At 71.1% G+C, this 15,059-nt stretch carries 16 protein-coding genes; 6 read left to right on the top strand and 10 right to left on the bottom strand.

The genetic code is table 11. From position 1 onward, the window contains the following. The first annotated feature begins 120 nt into the window (after nt 1-120). Nucleotides 121-471: an iron-sulfur cluster insertion protein ErpA gene (gene erpA, locus N0B34_RS05630; RefSeq protein WP_263730333.1), complete on the top strand. Its 351-nt coding sequence runs from the start codon at nt 121-123 to the stop codon at nt 469-471. 83 nt (nt 472-554) lie between these two features. On the opposite strand, the gene N0B34_RS05635 is transcribed toward erpA, so the two are convergent. Further along, complete coding sequence (locus N0B34_RS05635) at nt 555-803, bottom strand: sulfurtransferase TusA family protein (RefSeq protein ID WP_263730334.1); 249 nt, start codon at nt 801-803, stop codon at nt 555-557. Next, nucleotides 800-1,954, bottom strand: a complete 1,155-nt coding sequence (locus N0B34_RS05640; RefSeq protein ID WP_263730335.1) for a cysteine desulfurase family protein — start codon at nt 1,952-1,954, stop codon at nt 800-802. The genes N0B34_RS05635 and N0B34_RS05640 overlap by 4 nt, the downstream gene beginning before the upstream one ends. A 186-nt stretch (nt 1,955-2,140) precedes the next feature. On the opposite strand from N0B34_RS05640, the gene coxB reads away from it, so the two are divergent. The 3 genes from coxB to N0B34_RS05655 are packed head-to-tail and all read left to right on the top strand — an operon-like array spanning nt 2,141 to nt 5,207. Next, on the top strand, nt 2,141-3,010 hold the full coding sequence (coxB, locus tag N0B34_RS05645; RefSeq protein ID WP_263730336.1) for a cytochrome c oxidase subunit II: 870 nt from the start codon (nt 2,141-2,143) through the stop codon (nt 3,008-3,010). Beyond that, the gene (gene ctaD, locus N0B34_RS05650; RefSeq protein ID WP_263730337.1) at nt 3,010-4,812 is read left to right on the top strand and encodes a cytochrome c oxidase subunit I; all 1,803 of its coding nucleotides are present in this window, start codon (nt 3,010-3,012) and stop codon (nt 4,810-4,812) included. The genes coxB and ctaD overlap by 1 nt, the downstream gene beginning before the upstream one ends. After that, the gene (locus tag N0B34_RS05655; RefSeq protein ID WP_263730338.1) at nt 4,809-5,207 is read left to right on the top strand and encodes a cytochrome c oxidase subunit 4; all 399 of its coding nucleotides are present in this window, start codon (nt 4,809-4,811) and stop codon (nt 5,205-5,207) included. The genes ctaD and N0B34_RS05655 overlap by 4 nt, the downstream gene beginning before the upstream one ends. Before the next feature lie 17 nt (nt 5,208-5,224). On the opposite strand, the gene N0B34_RS05660 is transcribed toward N0B34_RS05655, so the two are convergent. The 6 genes from N0B34_RS05660 to N0B34_RS05685 form a co-directional block, all read right to left on the bottom strand. Next, nucleotides 5,225-5,929 carry a class I SAM-dependent methyltransferase gene (locus N0B34_RS05660; RefSeq protein ID WP_263730339.1) on the bottom strand — a complete coding sequence of 235 codons (705 nt, stop codon included), beginning with the start codon at nt 5,927-5,929 and terminating at the stop codon, nt 5,225-5,227. Nucleotides 5,930-6,049: 120 nt separating this feature from the next. Then, nucleotides 6,050-6,670 (bottom strand): superoxide dismutase, encoded by a 621-nt coding sequence (locus tag N0B34_RS05665; RefSeq protein WP_263730340.1) that lies wholly within the window; start codon nt 6,668-6,670, stop codon nt 6,050-6,052. A 171-nt stretch (nt 6,671-6,841) separates the two neighbouring features. Beyond that, on the bottom strand, nt 6,842-8,536 hold the full coding sequence (locus tag N0B34_RS05670; RefSeq protein ID WP_263730341.1) for a cytochrome b: 1,695 nt from the start codon (nt 8,534-8,536) through the stop codon (nt 6,842-6,844). Beyond that, nucleotides 8,533-9,555, bottom strand: a complete 1,023-nt coding sequence (locus N0B34_RS05675) for a ubiquinol-cytochrome c reductase iron-sulfur subunit (RefSeq protein ID WP_263730498.1) — start codon at nt 9,553-9,555, stop codon at nt 8,533-8,535. The genes N0B34_RS05670 and N0B34_RS05675 overlap by 4 nt, the downstream gene beginning before the upstream one ends. A gap of 5 nt (nt 9,556-9,560) precedes the next feature. Then, nucleotides 9,561-10,346: a c-type cytochrome gene (locus N0B34_RS05680; RefSeq protein ID WP_263730342.1), complete on the bottom strand. Its 786-nt coding sequence runs from the start codon at nt 10,344-10,346 to the stop codon at nt 9,561-9,563. A 52-nt stretch (nt 10,347-10,398) separates the two neighbouring features. Then, nucleotides 10,399-11,037 (bottom strand): heme-copper oxidase subunit III, encoded by a 639-nt coding sequence (locus N0B34_RS05685; RefSeq protein WP_263730343.1) that lies wholly within the window; start codon nt 11,035-11,037, stop codon nt 10,399-10,401. 179 nt (nt 11,038-11,216) lie between these two features. On the opposite strand from N0B34_RS05685, the gene N0B34_RS05690 reads away from it, so the two are divergent. Both N0B34_RS05690 and trpD read left to right on the top strand, forming a co-directional pair. Next, nucleotides 11,217-11,645, top strand: a complete 429-nt coding sequence (locus tag N0B34_RS05690) for a hypothetical protein (RefSeq protein ID WP_263730344.1) — start codon at nt 11,217-11,219, stop codon at nt 11,643-11,645. Further along, on the top strand, nt 11,642-12,700 hold the full coding sequence (gene trpD, locus N0B34_RS05695; RefSeq protein ID WP_263730345.1) for an anthranilate phosphoribosyltransferase: 1,059 nt from the start codon (nt 11,642-11,644) through the stop codon (nt 12,698-12,700). The genes N0B34_RS05690 and trpD overlap by 4 nt, the downstream gene beginning before the upstream one ends. A 109-nt stretch (nt 12,701-12,809) precedes the next feature. On the opposite strand, the gene N0B34_RS05700 is transcribed toward trpD, so the two are convergent. Both N0B34_RS05700 and N0B34_RS05705 read right to left on the bottom strand, forming a co-directional pair. Further along, a complete protein-coding gene (locus N0B34_RS05700) occupies nt 12,810-13,091 on the bottom strand; it encodes an Lrp/AsnC family transcriptional regulator (RefSeq protein WP_263730346.1) in 282 nt (93 codons plus the stop codon). A 7-nt stretch (nt 13,092-13,098) separates the two neighbouring features. After that, nucleotides 13,099-14,991 carry a DEDD exonuclease domain-containing protein gene (locus N0B34_RS05705; RefSeq protein ID WP_263730347.1) on the bottom strand — a complete coding sequence of 631 codons (1,893 nt, stop codon included), beginning with the start codon at nt 14,989-14,991 and terminating at the stop codon, nt 13,099-13,101. Between the last annotated feature and the right edge of the window lie 68 nt (nt 14,992-15,059).

The raw sequence follows: 15,059 nt of genomic DNA on the forward strand, positions 1-15,059 counted from the left end.
TGCGCCGCGTCCTGATGGGCGTCGTACGCTGACGGGGAACATCAACGCGCAGCCCGGTGTTGCGCGAGGGGTCGGGGCCGAGACCGGCCGCGCCGAGCACGCACCCTTTCGGGAGACAGCATGACCGAGACAACCCAGACCGCGACGCACGGCGTCCAGCTGACCGACGTGGCGGCCGCCAAGGTGCACAGCCTGCTGGAGCAGGAGGGTCGCGACGACCTCCGGCTGCGCGTGGCCGTGCAGCCCGGTGGCTGCTCGGGCCTGATCTACCAGCTCTACTTCGACGAGCGCATCCTCGGCGGCGACGCCGTCAAGGACTTCGGCGGTGTCGAGGTCGTCGTCGACCGCATGAGCGTGCCGTACCTGGAAGGCGCGACGATCGACTTCGCGGACACGATCGAGAAGCAGGGCTTCACGATCGACAACCCGAACGCCGGCAGCTCCTGCGCCTGCGGCGGCTCCTTCAGCTGACCGGCGCACCAGCGGTCGGACGGGCCCGGCACCTCGAGGTGCCGGGCCCGTCTGCGTCCGGGCTCAGACCGGCCGCTCCTCCGTCACGCGCCACCGATCCGCACCGTGACGGCGAGCGCGCCGTCCTTCGTGCGCTCGGCGCGCACCACCGTGTGCCCTCGCATCCGTGCCCAGGCGGGGACGTCCACCTCGGCGGCTGGATCGGTGGCCAGCACCGTGACCAGCGTGCCGGCGGCCGCAGCGCGTGCGACGCGGGCCAGCCGCACGATCGGTGCAGGACACACCAGCCCGCGGGCGTCGACCACCTCGCCGGTGTCGGCAGCTTCCGTCACAGTCCCACCACGCCCGCACGGTCGCGGAGCTGCCTCACGACCTCGGGGAGGACGTCGCAGAACCGCTCGACGTCGTGGCGGGCGGTGCCGCGAGGAAGGGCGATGCGCACGTTCCCGTGGGTGAGCACCCCCATGGCGGCCAGCACGTGGCTCGGCTCGAGGGCGCTGGACGTGCAGGCCGAGCCGGAGCCGACGGCGAAGCCGCGCGCATCCAGCTCCGTGACCAGGGACTCTCCGTCGAGGTAGAGGCACGAGAAGGTCACGACGTGCGGCAGCCGGTCCGTCGGCTCTCCCACCACCTCGACGTCCGGCACCTGGGTCGCGACCCGGTGGCGGACCAGGTCCACCAGCTCGCGTCGAACGGCATCGGCCTGGTCCCGATCCGCCACCGCTGCCTGGAGCGCGACGGCGGCAGCCAGGGCCGCCGGGACGCTGACGCCGCCGGGGAACCATCGGTCCTCGTCCTCCGGGCGGTCCGGGGTACGACGGACGCCGCTGCGGGTGACGAGCACGCCGATCCCGGCCGGGCCGCCGAAGTCGGCCGCACCGCCCGCGAGCAGGTCCCAGTGCGGTCCCACGTCGACGTGCCCGAGGCTCGACCCGGCGTCGACCAGCAGAGGGACGCCGGCCGCTCGCGCCGCGGCGTGCACCGGGGCCACCGGCTGCAGGGTGCCGACCTCACCGTTGGCGTGCTGGAGCGCCGCCAGCGCGATGCCGGGCTGCGCGAGGGCCACGCCGAACCCGTTCTCGTCGACCCGTCCCGTACGGTCGACGGGTACCGTCACGCGCCGACCTCCGGCACGGGCCGCGACGAACTCCGCGGCGTTGAGCACCGCGGCACGTTCCACCGCACCGACCACCACGTGGGGCCCGACCCGACGTCGCCCGAGCGCGACGTCCCTGACAGCGGCGTGCAGGGCCTCCGTGTGCGACGGGGCGAGGGCGACCTCGTCCGTACGGGCGCCGACCACCGCCGCGATCGCCTCGCGGGCGCCGTCCAGGAGCAGGCGGGCCCGGCGGCCCTCGGCGTGCAGCCTCCGCGGGTCGGCCCAGCCCTCGTCGAGCGCGGCGAGGAAGGCCTCGCGCGCGACCGGGAGCAGCGGCGCCTGTCCGCCGGCGTCGAGCACCACCCGAGGCGTCGTGTCGTCCACGACGTGCACGGTAACGGGGTTCGACCAGGCGCCGATCATGCTGACACCGCGTCGTCATATCGCGTCGCCGGGCACGACGGGGGGCCGCCCGCGCGCTACGCTGCACGCGTCGAAAGGACCAAGGTCCCAGGTGGCCGTCGTACGCGCGTCGTGCACCCACCCGGAACCGTGAGTGGAAGGTTGCCCGTGCACCCGGAAAACCACCGCCGGACGCGCCGCAGGGCCCTCGTGGGCACCGGGCTGGTGCTCATGGCAGCGGTCGCCCTGAGCGGCTGCTCGGACACCGTGTACCGAGGCTGGCTGCCCGGCAGCACCCAGCACGAGGTCACCGACCAGACCGGACGGGTCGCCAGCCTGTGGCGCGGCTCGTGGATCGCGGCGCTGCTGGTGGGCCTGCTCGTCTGGGGCCTGATCCTGTGGTGCGTCGCGGTGTACCGGAAGCGCAAGGCGGACAGCACGCTGCCCGTGCAGCTGAGGTACCACGTGCCCCTCGAGGTGATGTACGTGATCCTGCCGATCGTCATGGTCGGCGTGCTCTTCTACTACACCAACCGCGACATGACGGCGATCAACGCCAAAACCGGCGACGCCAAGGTCCATGTCCAGGTGATCGGCAAGCAGTGGAGCTGGGACGTCAACTACCAGGACGCGAACGTGTACGACAGCGGCCAGCAGGTCCAGGACCTGCAGGCGCCGGGCGCGCTCGACGAGCCCGTGACGATCTGGCTGCCGGTGGACGAGAAGGTCCTGTTCACGCTCAATTCTCGCGACGTGATCCACTCGTTCTGGGTGCCGGCCTTCCTGTACAAGATGGACGTGATCCCGGGGCGGACCAACCAGTTCGAGGTGACGCCGAAGACGGTGGGCGAGTACCGCGGCAAGTGCGCCGAGCTCTGCGGTGAGTACCACTCGCGGATGCTGTTCAACGTGAAGGTCGTGACGCGCGCCGAGTACGACGCGCACCTCGCCGACCTGAAGGCGAAGGGCCAGACCGGTCAGCTCGGGCTCGACGTGAGCCGGGCGCAGGACCTCAACAGCGTGGGGAGTGCAGGCTGATGGTGGCGACGACCGAGCTGATCCCGGGCCTGGCGCCGCGTCGGCAGACCCTGGGCCGGACCGTCGTGAAGGTGATCACCTCCACCGACCACAAGACGATCGGGTACATGTACCTGATCACGTCGTTCGTGTGGTTCATCGTGGGCGGGATCCTGGCGCTGCTGATCCGCAGCGAGCTGTTCGCGCCCGGCATGCAGGTGTTCTCCACGCCGGAGCAGTACAACCAGGCGTTCACGATGCACGGCACGATCATGCTGCTGCTGTTCGCGACGCCGTTGTTCGCGGGTTTTGCGAACGTGCTGATGCCGCTGCAGATCGGTGCTCCGGACGTCGCGTTCCCGCGGCTCAACATGTTCGCGTACTGGCTGTACCTGCTCGGCGGTCTGATCGCGGCCGCGGGATTCCTCACGCCGCAGGGCGCCGCCTCGTTCGGGTGGTTCGCCTACGCCCCGTTGTCCAACCAGGTGTACTCGCCGGGCGTGGGCGGTGACCTGTGGGTGTTCGGCCTGGCGCTGACGGGTTTCGGCACCATCCTCGGCGCCGTCAACTTCATCACCACGATCGTCACCATGCGGGCCCCCGGGATGACGATGTTCCGGATGCCGATCTTCACCTGGAACACGCTGGTGACGTCGCTGCTGGTGCTGATGGCGTTCCCGCCCCTGGCCGCGGCGCTGTTCGCGCTGGGCGCCGACCGGCGGCTCGGTGCCCAGGTGTTCAACCCGGACAACGGCGGTGCCATCCTCTGGCAGCACCTGTTCTGGTTCTTCGGGCACCCCGAGGTCTACATCATCGCCCTGCCGTTCTTCGGCATCGTGACGGAGATCCTGCCGGTGTTCAGCCGCAAGCCGGTGTTCGGGTACAAGGGCCTGGTCTACGCGACCATCTCGATCGCGGCGCTCTCGGTCACCGTGTGGGCGCACCACATGTACGTGACCGGTGCGGTCCTGCTGCCGTTCTTCTCGTTCATGACGATGCTCATCGCGGTGCCCACCGGCGTGAAGTTCTTCAACTGGATCGGCACGATGTGGCGCGGCAAGCTCACGTTCGAGACGCCGATGCTGTGGACGATCGGCTTCCTGGTGACCTTCCTGTTCGGCGGTCTGACGGGCGTGATCCTGTCCAGCCCGGCGCTGGACTTCCACCTGTCCGACACGTACTTCGTCGTGGCGCACTTCCACTACGTCGTGTTCGGCACGGTGGTGTTCGCGATGTTCGCCGGCTTCTACTTCTGGTGGCCCAAGTTCACCGGGAGGATGCTGAACGAGCGGCTGGGCAAGATCCATTTCTGGCTGCTCTTCATCGGCTTCCACACGACGTTCCTGATCCAGCACTGGCTCGGTGTGCGCGGCATGCCGCGTCGGTACGCCGACTACTCGCCGGCTGACGGGTTCACCTGGATGAACCAGGTGTCGACGGTGGGTGCCGGCATCCTGGCGATCTCGACGCTGCCGTTCCTGTACAACGTCTACACGACGTGGCGGAACGCGCCGAAGGTCGCCGTCGACGACCCGTGGGGCTACGGCAACTCGCTCGAGTGGGCCACCAGCTGCCCGCCGCCGCGCCACAACTTCGTGTCCCTGCCGCGGATCCGCTCGGAGCGTCCGGCGTTCGACCTGCACCACCCCGAGGTCGCCGCGATGGACCACGTCGAGCCGGAGCCCGGTCTGCTCGACTGGGAGGCGCAACGGACGGACAACCCCCGCGACGCCCGTCGCCGCATCGCCGAGGGCACCGCGCAGCCCGAGAAGTCCAGCACGACGGTGATCGACGACACCCAGGACCCGGAGGCTGACCGGTGAAGCTCGAGGCCCGACTCTTCCTGCGCGGGGTGCTGTTCTTCGTGCCCGTGGGCCTGGTCTACGGCTACTTCAGCCACTGGGAGTCCGTGGGCACCCTCGGCATCCCGCTGCTCGGTGGGCTGGTCGGGATGATCGGCGCCTACTTCGCGCTGGTGTCTCGCCGCATCGACCCGCGCCCGGAGGACGACGAGCTGGGCGAGATCTCCGAGGGGGCGGGTGACCAGGGTGTGTTCAGCCCGTGGTCCTGGTGGCCGCTCGTGATCGGCCTCGCGGCCGCTCTGGCCTTCCTCGGCCTGGCGGTCGGCTGGTGGCTCCTGGCGATCGCCGTGCCCGTCGGTGTGATCGGCCTGGTCGGCTGGGTGTTCGAGTTCTCGCGCGGGCAGCACGCCCACTGAGCGGTCGGGGGCCCGGGTCAGCCGGGGAGCCGCGTCGCCGCCGCGACGAAGACCGGCAGGTGCCGCACCGTCCCGCGCACCGGCTTGGGGTCGACGTACGCGGTGACGAGCTGGTCGACGTGCAGCCCCGCGGCCACGCACCACGACGAGATCTGTTCGTGGCTGAAGCCGTCGTGGCCGTCGAACGACGGCCGATCGGCGTGGTAGAGCCCACCGTCCGGCTCGAGGTCGGCGACGACGAGCCGTCCGCCCGGCCGCAGCAGGCCGGCGACGGTCCGCAGCAGACGCGGGACGTCTCGCACGTGGTGCAGCGCCATGGCGCTGAAGGCGACGTCGAGCGGCGCGAGGTCGCCGGCGTGCGGCGCACCTTCGGCGGTGGACAGGTCGACACGTGCGGTGCGCACGCGCGTGCTGCAGCCGGCTGCCGTGACGGCGGCCGAGACGTTCGCGTGCGCCAGCGCCAGGGCGTCGCCGTCGACGTCGAGGAGGACCTGCTCGTCGAACAGGTCCACCAGGTGGGGACTGACCCCGCCTGCTCCCGAGCCGATGTCCAGCCCGCGACGGTGGTGCCCGTCGCCGAGCACCAGCCGGATGTGGGCGGCCAGCGCCGCGCACCGGCGTGCCCGGCGGTCGGCGTCGGGATCGTCGGCCGCCGGCTGAGCGGGCCCGGGCGCAGCGGGCCCGCTGGGCTGGCCCGGGTGCGCCGGGCGGTCGGTGGTCATCCCCGCGACCCTAGCGGGCCGTCCGCCGACGACAGAGATCGAGCCCGGTCGGGAGGGTGCCCCGACCGGGCTCGATCGTCGTCCTGCACCTGCGCACTGCGCGCGGGTTGCTCCGTGTCGTCAGGCGGGCAGGATCAGGCTCGTCGCGCGGGCGCGGGCCAGGCGTGCGGCGGCGTCCGTCCAGTTGACGATGTTCCACCACGCCTTGACGTAGTCGGCCTTGACGTTGACGTAGTCGAGGTAGAAGGCGTGCTCCCACATGTCGAGCACGACGATCGGGATCACCCCGAGCGGGAAGTTCGACTGCTGGTCGTACAGCTGGAACACCACGAGCTTCGACCCGAGGGTGTCCCAGGCGAGGATCGACCAGCCGGAGCCCTGGATCCCGACGGCGTTCGCGGCGAAGTGCGCCTGGAACTTCTCGAAGGATCCGAAGAACTCGTCGATCGCCGCAGCCAGCTCACCCGTGGGGCGGTCGCCGCCGTCGGGGGACAGGTTCTGCCAGAACACGGAGTGGTTGACGTGCCCGCCGAGGTTGAAGGCGAGGTTCTTCTCGTGCAGGTTGACCGCGGCGAGGTCGCCCGACTCCCGGGCGGCGGCGAGCTTCTCCAGGGCGGTGTTGGCGCCCGTCACGTAGGCGGCGTGGTGCTTGTCGTGGTGCAGCTCCATGATCCGCCCGGAGATGTGCGGCTCGAGGGCCGCGTAGTCGTAGGGGAGGTCCGGGAGCGTGTAGTCAGCCATCGATCAGTGCCTTCCGTGCGTCGGACCGCGGTCGGTGCCGCGGGTGTGCGCGCGACGGCGGCCGTCGCCGAGGGCGGCGACCACCGTGCGCCTGTTCCACTCTCGCGCAGGAACCGTGATCCTGCCCGAGGTTCTGCTGTCGGCGTCGAACAACGTGCCGCGGGACACCGGTCAGTGCACCCCGGCGCTGATCTGGGCGGTCTGCTCGGCCGGTTCGAGCACCGGATGGGCGCCGTGCTCGTGGGCCGCTGCGAGCTCGCGCGGGGTGACGGGCTCGACGCGGTCCTCGTAGAAGAGCTGCGAGAGGCGCTGCCGCCGACGGTCTGCCGCGTACCCCTTGCGGCGCACGCCGCGCGAGTCCTCGGCGGGTGCGATCTGCAGCGGGCGGACGGGCTCCTGCTGCACCCGTAGCCAGCGCTCGTCCTCGTCGAGGGGCGCGTGCACCTCGATGTACTCGCCGCTGGCGAACCGGACGATGCGGCCGGTCTCGTGACCGTGCAGCACCAGCTCGCGGTCCCGGCGCTGCAGGCCGAGGCAGATGCGCTTGGTCACCAGGAACGCGATCGCGGGTGCGACGAACAGCAGGACGCGGAAGGTCCAGGTGATGTCGTTGATCGACAGGTGGAACTGGGTGGCGATCAGGTCGTTCGAGCCGGCGAGCACCAGGACGAAGAACGCCGTCAGCAGCGACACGCCGAACGAGGTGCGGAACGTCGCGTTGCGGGGCCGGTCGAGCAGGTGGTGCTCGCGGTGGTCACCGCTGGCGTAGGCCTCGACGAACGGGTACAGCGCGAGGGCCCCGAGCAGGATCGCCGGCAGGATCATCGCCGGGACGATGATGTTGAGCGGCACCGTGAAGGAGCCGAGCACCACCTCGGCCTGGCCGGGCATCAGTCGCAGGGCGCCCTCGAGGAACAGCATGTACCAGTCGGGCTGGGCGCCGGCGGAGACCGGTGACGGGTCGTACGAGCCGTAGTTCCACACCGGGTTGATCTGCATCGTCGCGCCGAGCAGCGCGATGACGCCGAAGACGACGAAGAAGAAGCCGCCGGCCTTCGCGACGTACACCGGGAAGAGCGGATAGCCGACCACGTTGGTGTTGGTCCGGCCGGAGCCGGGGAACTGCGTGTGCTTCTGCAGGAACACGAACGCCAGGTGCAGCCCGACGAGGGCGAGCAGCAGGCCGGGGATCAGCAGCACGTGCACGGTGAAGAGACGCGGGATGAGCGCCGTCCCCGGGAACTCGCCGCCGAACAGGGCGTACGAGGCGTAGGTGCCGATGATCGGTACCGCCAGGGTGATGCCCTGGGCGATGCGCAGGCCGTTGCCCGAGAGCACGTCGTCCGGCAGGGAGTAGCCGGAGAACCCGGCAGCCATGCCGAGCACCAGCAGCGTGAAGCCGATCACCCAGTTGATCTCGCGCGGCTTGCGGAAGGCACCGGTGAAGAAGATGCGCATCATGTGCGTGACGATCGCGGCCATGAAGATCAGGGCGGCCCAGTGATGGATCTGCCGCATCAGCAGGCCGCCGCGCACCTCGAACGACAGCCGCAGGGTCGAGGCGTACGCCTCCGACATCCGCGTGCCCTGCAGGGCCGTCCACGGGCCGTTGTACGTGACCTCGTTGGTGCTCGGGACGAAGAACATCGTCAGGAACACGCCCGAGATGAGCAGCGTGATGAAGGAGTAGAGGGCGATCTCGCCGAGCATGAAGGACCAGTGGTCCGGGAAGATCTTGCGCGCCAGACCCTTGACGGCGACCGCGATGCCGGTGCGCTGGTCCAGCCAGTCGGCGGAGGCCGCGGCGGGACCCTGCGAGCCGCCGGTCGCCGTCCGGCGGGATGTGGTCGTGGAGGTCGTCGTCACCGCAGCCGCTCCCAGAAGCTCGGACCGATGGGCTCGTGGAAGTCGCTCTGCGCCACGAGGTAGCCCTCGCTGTCCACCGTGATCGGCAGCTGCGGCAACGGCCGCTTCGCGGGGCCGAAGACCACCTTCGCGCCGTTGGCCACGTCGAACGTCGACTGGTGGCACGGGCACAGGAGGTGGTGCGTCTGCTGCTCGTACAGGGCCACCGGGCAGCCGACGTGGGTGCACACCTTGGAGTAGGCGACGATGCCGTTGTACGACCAGCCCTTGCGGTCGTCGGCCTCGTGCAGGTCCCGCGGGTCCAGCCGGATCAGCAGGACGATCGCCTTCGCCTTCTCGTCCATCGGGTTCGCGGCCTTGTCCAGGCCGTCGGGGATCACGTGGACCACCGAGCCGATGGTGACGTCCGCCGCGCGGATCGGCCGCCCCGTCGGGTCGGTCGTCAGGCGCAGGCCCTTCTTCCACATCGTGTGCTTGAACGTCGAGACGTTCCAGTTCCCGCCGATGTTGCCGATCAGGGGAACCACGATGGTGAGCGGGAACAGCGCGAGGGAGCCGATCATCGCGCTCTTGAGCAGGCCTCGCCGGCTCAGGCCGGAGTCGGCGGCGCCCGCCTCGAGGTTCGCGATCGCACCTTCGCGCACGGCCGGGCTCGACTCCATCAGGTGTCGTTCCTCGACCCGCTCGTGGTCGTTCATGATCGACTTGGCCCACTGGATCGCGGCGGTGCCGATGCCGAGCAGGGCGAAGGCGAGCGCGAGGCCGAGCGTCATCGTCGACCGCTGGATGCCCCCGGCGTCCGTCCCGGTCGGCAGCGCGAAGTACGCGACGAGGAACCCGATGGTGCCGAGCGTCGACAGACCGAACAGCGCGAGCACGATCCGCTCGGAGGTCTTGTTGGCCCGCGGGTCGAGGTCGCCACGGCGGGGCCGGTGCGGCGGCAGGCCGGGGTTCTGGAACCTGTCGGGCAGCTGCTCCGACGAGGCGAGCTCGTCAGAGCTCCCGCTGTACCTGTCGATGGTGCTCACGAGGACTTCGCTCCGATCCACACGGCTGCGCCGATCAGCAGGCCGATGCCGACGACCCACGCCCACAGACCCTCGGTCACCGGACCCAGGCTGCCGAGGCTCAGACCACCCGGCTGCGTGCCGCCCTGCTGACGGACGAAGGCGATGATGTCCCGCTTCTCCTGCGGGGTGATGTTCGAGTCGTTGAACACGGGCATCGACTGCGGGCCGGTCAGCATCGCCTCGTAGAGGTGGGTGTTGCTGGTGCTCCACAGGTTCGGGGCGAACTTGCCCTGGCTCAGGGCACCGCCGGCGCCGACGGCGTTGTGGCACATCGCGCAGTTGGTGCGGAAGATCGCCATGCCGGTGGCGGGATCACCCTTGCTCGCGTCGACCTGCTCGGCGGTGGGAATGGCCGGGCCGGGGCCGAGGCTCGCGACGTAGGCCGCCAGCTGCGAGATCTGCTCCGGGGTGAAGACGACCGGCTTGCGCTGGGCCTGCGGGCCGCTCATCGCCAGCGGCATGCGGCCGGTGCCCACCTGGAAGTCCACCGCCGCGGCGCCCACGCCCACCAGGGACGGAGCGGCGTTCGTGCCGGTGGCGCCCATGCCGTGGCACGTGGCGCAGTTGGCCGCGAACAGCTTCTCGCCGTTGGTGACGTCGTTCGCCGATGCTGCCTGCGGTGCTGCGCTTGCCGGAGCGGGTTGCAGGGCGGCGTACAGCCCGCCCACGAGCAGCAGCGCCAGCAGGAGCAGCACCACCGGCGCGCGCCGGTCGTGCCTGCGGGCCGCGAGTGCCTTCACTGATGGGTCCTCGTCTCGCGTGGGGGAACGGGTGTCACAGGAGCACCAGCGGTCACTGGAGCAGGTAGATGATCGAGAACAGCGCGATCCAGACCACGTCGACGAAGTGCCAGTAGTACGACACGACGATCGCGGTGGTGGCCTCGTGGTGGCCGAAGCTCTTCGCGGCGAACGAGCGCCCGAGCAGGAACAGGAACGCGATCAGGCCGCCGATCACGTGCAGGCCGTGGAACCCGGTGGTCAGGTAGAAGACGGATCCGTACGGCGTCGAGGAGATGGAGATGCCCTCGTGCACCAGGGAGGCGTACTCGTAGACCTGTCCGCCGATGAACACCGCACCCATCAGGTACGTCAGGGCGATCCACTCGTTCAGGCCCCATCGGTTCACCTGCCACAGCGCCCCGGAGCGACGGGGCTGGAAGCGCTCGGCCGCCCACACGCCCATCTGGCAGGTGACGGAGGACAGTAGCAGCACCGTGGTGTTGACCACCGCGTAGGGCACGTTCAGGTGCGCCGCACCCTCGGTGAACACCTTCGGGACGGCCGCCCGCGTGGAGAAGTACATGGCGAAGAGCCCGGCGAAGAACATCAGCTCGGACGCGAGCCACACGATCGTGCCGACCGACACCGGGTTCGGGCGGTTGACGGTCACATGGGGTGTGGTGCGCGGGGCAGCCGTGGCGGTCGACACCGCGCCATTATGGCGGATCAGCGCTTCGCATGGGTCCTAAGGCCCACGACGGATGGCTTCGAAGTGTCACCTCGTCAGAATCCGCGCGGGCCCGGGGACGCGGCCGGACGCCGGAGCCTCCGACCGGGCGGGCGTGCCAAGATTCGGCTATCCCGCACGACGACGAACGAGGACGGCCCATGAGCAGCGTCGAGCCTGAGAACGAGGAGACCGTGACCGGTCCCCGGATCCTGCTGTACAGCGACGACGTGGACGCGCGCGCCCAGGTGCGGCTCGGCGTCGGCCGTCGGCTCGGACGGGGCGAGCCGGACATCGAGTGGGTCGAGGTCGCCACGGCCGAAGCCGTCTACTCGGCTGTCGAGGGCGGCGAGCTGGACCTGGTGATCCTCGACGGCGAGGCGGACAAGGTCGGCGGGATGGGCGTTGCTCGTCAGCTCAAGGAGGAGGTCTACGACTGCCCGCCCGTGCTGGTGCTGACCGGTCGCCCGCAGGACGCGTGGCTCGCCTCGTGGTCCAACGCTGACGCGGTGATCAGCCGCCCGCTCGACCCGGTGCTGCTGCACCGTGCCGTGCAGTCCCTGCTGACGGGCAGCGCGCTCGCCCGATGACCGAGACCGCCGCGACCTTCACGTGGCCGGACGTCCTCGCGGAGCTGATCGCCCGCCGCGACCTCAGCGCCGACCAGACCCGCTGGGCCATGGGCGAGATCATGCGGGGCGAGGCACCGACCGCGTGCATGGCGGGGTTCCTGGTGGCACTTCGCGCCAAGGGCGAGACGGTGGCCGAGCTGACCGGTCTCGCGGACGAGATGCTGGCGCACTCCCAGCGGTTCGTGGTCCCCGGTCGCTCGCTCGACATCGTCGGGACGGGTGGGGACCGCGCGTTCACGGTCAACGTGTCCACGATGGCCGCGCTGGTGATCGCCGGGGCGGGTGTCACCGTGGTCAAGCACGGGAACCGGGCCGCGTCCTCGGCGTCCGGGTCCGCCGACGTGCTGGAGGCGCTCGGCATCCGCCTCGATCAGCCGCTGGACCGGGTCGGTCCGATCGCCACCGAGGTGGGCATCACGTTCTGCTTCGCGGGGCTGTTCCACCCCTCGATGCGGCACGCCGGGCCGGTGCGCCGCGCTCTAGGCGTCGCGACGGCGTTCAACTTCCTCGGCCCGCTGACCAACCCCGCGCAGCCGCAGGCCGCCGCGATCGGCGTGGCCGATGCGCGGATGGCCCCCCTGGTCGCCGGTGTGCTCGCCACCCGGGGCACCGACGCGCTGGTGTTCCGGGGGGAGCGTGACGGTCTGGACGAGCTCGCGGCCACCGGCCCGTCGCGGGTCTGGGAGGTGCGCGGCGGCGTGGTGACGGAGAGCGTCGTCGACTGGGTGGCGGACCTCGGCCTCGCGCCCGTCACGCTCACCGACCTGCGTGGTGGTGACCCGCAGCACAATGCGGGCGTCGTGCTGGAGCTGCTGGACGGCAAGCGCGGGCCGGTGCGCGAGACCGTGCTGCTCAACGCGTCAGCCGGCCTGGTCGCCGACGGCACGCTGCCCGGCACCGCCGACGGCACCCTGACGGAGCGCTTCCGGGCGGCGATGGGCCACGCCGAGCGGTCGGTGGACGACGGCTCGGCCGCCGGGGTCCTGGACCGCTGGCGCACGGTGGGCGTCTGAGCGGAAGGCGCAGCGTCCTCGCAGGCGCTGGTCGTGCACGGCGAGTCGTGGACGACCGGCCGGTGCCCCGTCTTCCGGCCGCGGTGCGACCCGCGGAGAGGGGCTGAGCTCAGTCCTCGAGGCCGAGTGCGAAGGCCTTGTCCAGGTCGTGCTCGGAGTAGGTGCGGAACGCGATGTACGTCTGCGTCCGCAGGACCCCTTCCACCTTGCTGACCTTGTCGGCGATGACGTCCGCCAGCTCGTCGTGCTCCCGCACCCGCACCATGGCGATGAGGTCCACCTCGCCGGTGACCGAGTAGACCTCGGTCACCCCGTGGATCTCCGCGATCGCGGCTGCGACCTCCGGGATCCGGGCTGCGTCGGTGTCGATGAGGACGATCGCGGTGAGCATGTCGTCATCATGCCGTGCGACGGGTGCCCTCCGCCGCACGCGAGCGCGTCGGACGGTCGGGTGGTCTCGCGCCGCTCGTCGCGGCCTCGCTGAGCTCGTCGACGAGGGACTGGTCGCCGGTCGGCGGCAGGGCGAGCGCGACCGCCACGGCCGCCGCCGCATCCCGGACGGCCTGGGCCGAGGGGAGGGGGCACGACCACTCGTCGGAGATCTCCACGAGCCGGACCCCGGGCTGCTCGAGCCAAGCGAGCAGCAGATCCGTCTCCTCCGGGTGCGCGGCGCCCGCCGGTGCCACGGGAGCGTCGACGTGCTCGCCGGTCGCCTGCAGGGTGGCGATCGCCAGGCGCGGGTCCACGTGGCGGTCGACGCGTGCGGTCCCGGCGAGCCGTCCGTGGCGGACGAGCACGATCTCCCAGCCGTGGTCGTCCGTCCGACGGGCCGCGACCAGCTCGGCGCACCGAGCCAGGGGGGTGGTGCGCTGCACGCGGGTCGCGCCGCGCAGGTAGGCCGTCAAGCGGTCTCGCTCGGCGGCTGCCTCCTCGAACCTCTCCTGCGCGACCAGGGTTCCGATGCGGGTCCCGACGTGCTGGACGACGGCGCCGGGGTCTCCCGTCATCGCGGTCCGCAGGGGCTCGGTCGCAGCGGCGTACTGCGCCACGTCCTGCGAGCCGATGCAGGGCGCACCGCAACGGCCGAGCTCCGCCAGCACGCACGCGGACGCGTCGGGCGGTGCCACGGCGGGCAGCCGACGGGTGCACCGGCGGACCGGGAAGGCCTCGTGCAGCGCCTCGACGGCGAGCTGCGCTGCGGCACCGGAGGCGAAAGGACCGAGGAAGGCGGCGCCCGGCTCGTCCCGGACCTGCCGCACCACCGAGAGCCGGGGGAAGGGTTCCGACGTCAGCCGCACCCACGGCATGCGCTCGGGGGAGCGGGACCGCCGGTTGTAGCGGGGGGCGTGCTCGGCGATCAGCCGCAGCTCGCGCACCCGGGCCTCGAGCGGGGTGGCGCAGACGACGGGGTCGACGCGTACCGCCAGCCGCACCATCTCGGACATGCGCGCGCGCCGTTCGGCGGACGTGAAGTACGTGCGGACCCGGCGGCGCAGGGAGGTGGTCGAGGTCCCGACGTAGAGCACCTCGTCACGGGGACCGCGGAACAGGTACACCCCCGGCGCGTCCGGCAGTCCGTCCGCCAGCGTCCGCTTGCGACGGACGTCGGTCGGCACCGGGTCGGCGGCGTCCGCCAGGTCCTCCAGGTGGGTGACGCCGAGCGGCCCCATCCGGTCGAGCAGCGCGTGCAGCACGTCCACGGTCGCCCGTGCGTCGTCGAGCGCGCGATGGTTCGGCGTGGTCGTGGCCCGGAACAGTGCCGCGAGGGAGGACAGCTTGTGGTTCGGAGCCTCGTCCCGGGTCACCACGCGGCGGGCGAGCCGGACGGTGTCGACCACGCGGAAGCCGGGCCAGGCATGTCCCGTCGCCGAGGCTGCGGCCCTCAGGAACCCCACGTCGAACGGGGCGTTGTGCGCCACCAGGACAGCGCCCCGGGCGAACTCGAGGAACGACGGCAGAACCTGCTCGATGCGCGGTGCTCCGACCAGCATCGACGTCGTGATCCCCGTCAGCACCTGGATGTAGGGCGGCACCGGACTACCCGGGTCGACGAGCGTCTGGAGCTCGCCGAGCACCTCGCCGCCGCGCACCTTGACGGCGCCGATCTCGGTGATCGCGCTGTCGCCCGGGCGCCCGCCGGTGGTCTCCAGGTCCACCACGACGAACGTGACCTCGGCCAGCGGGGTGCCGACGTCGTCGAGCGTCGGCTGCGTCGCCGTGGTCCCGGCCGGACGCGCGCCGCCGGCAGCAGGACCGGCCCACAACGGTCGCGGGCGGTGGTCCGTGTGCATGGCGGGCACGCTAGCCAGGGGCACCGACAGCCCCGCCGAGGCGCACCGGACGGACGTGTCGGTGGCTC

Source organism: Cellulomonas sp. SG140 (genome assembly GCF_025770785.1).
Classification (GTDB): domain Bacteria; phylum Actinomycetota; class Actinomycetes; order Actinomycetales; family Cellulomonadaceae; genus Cellulomonas.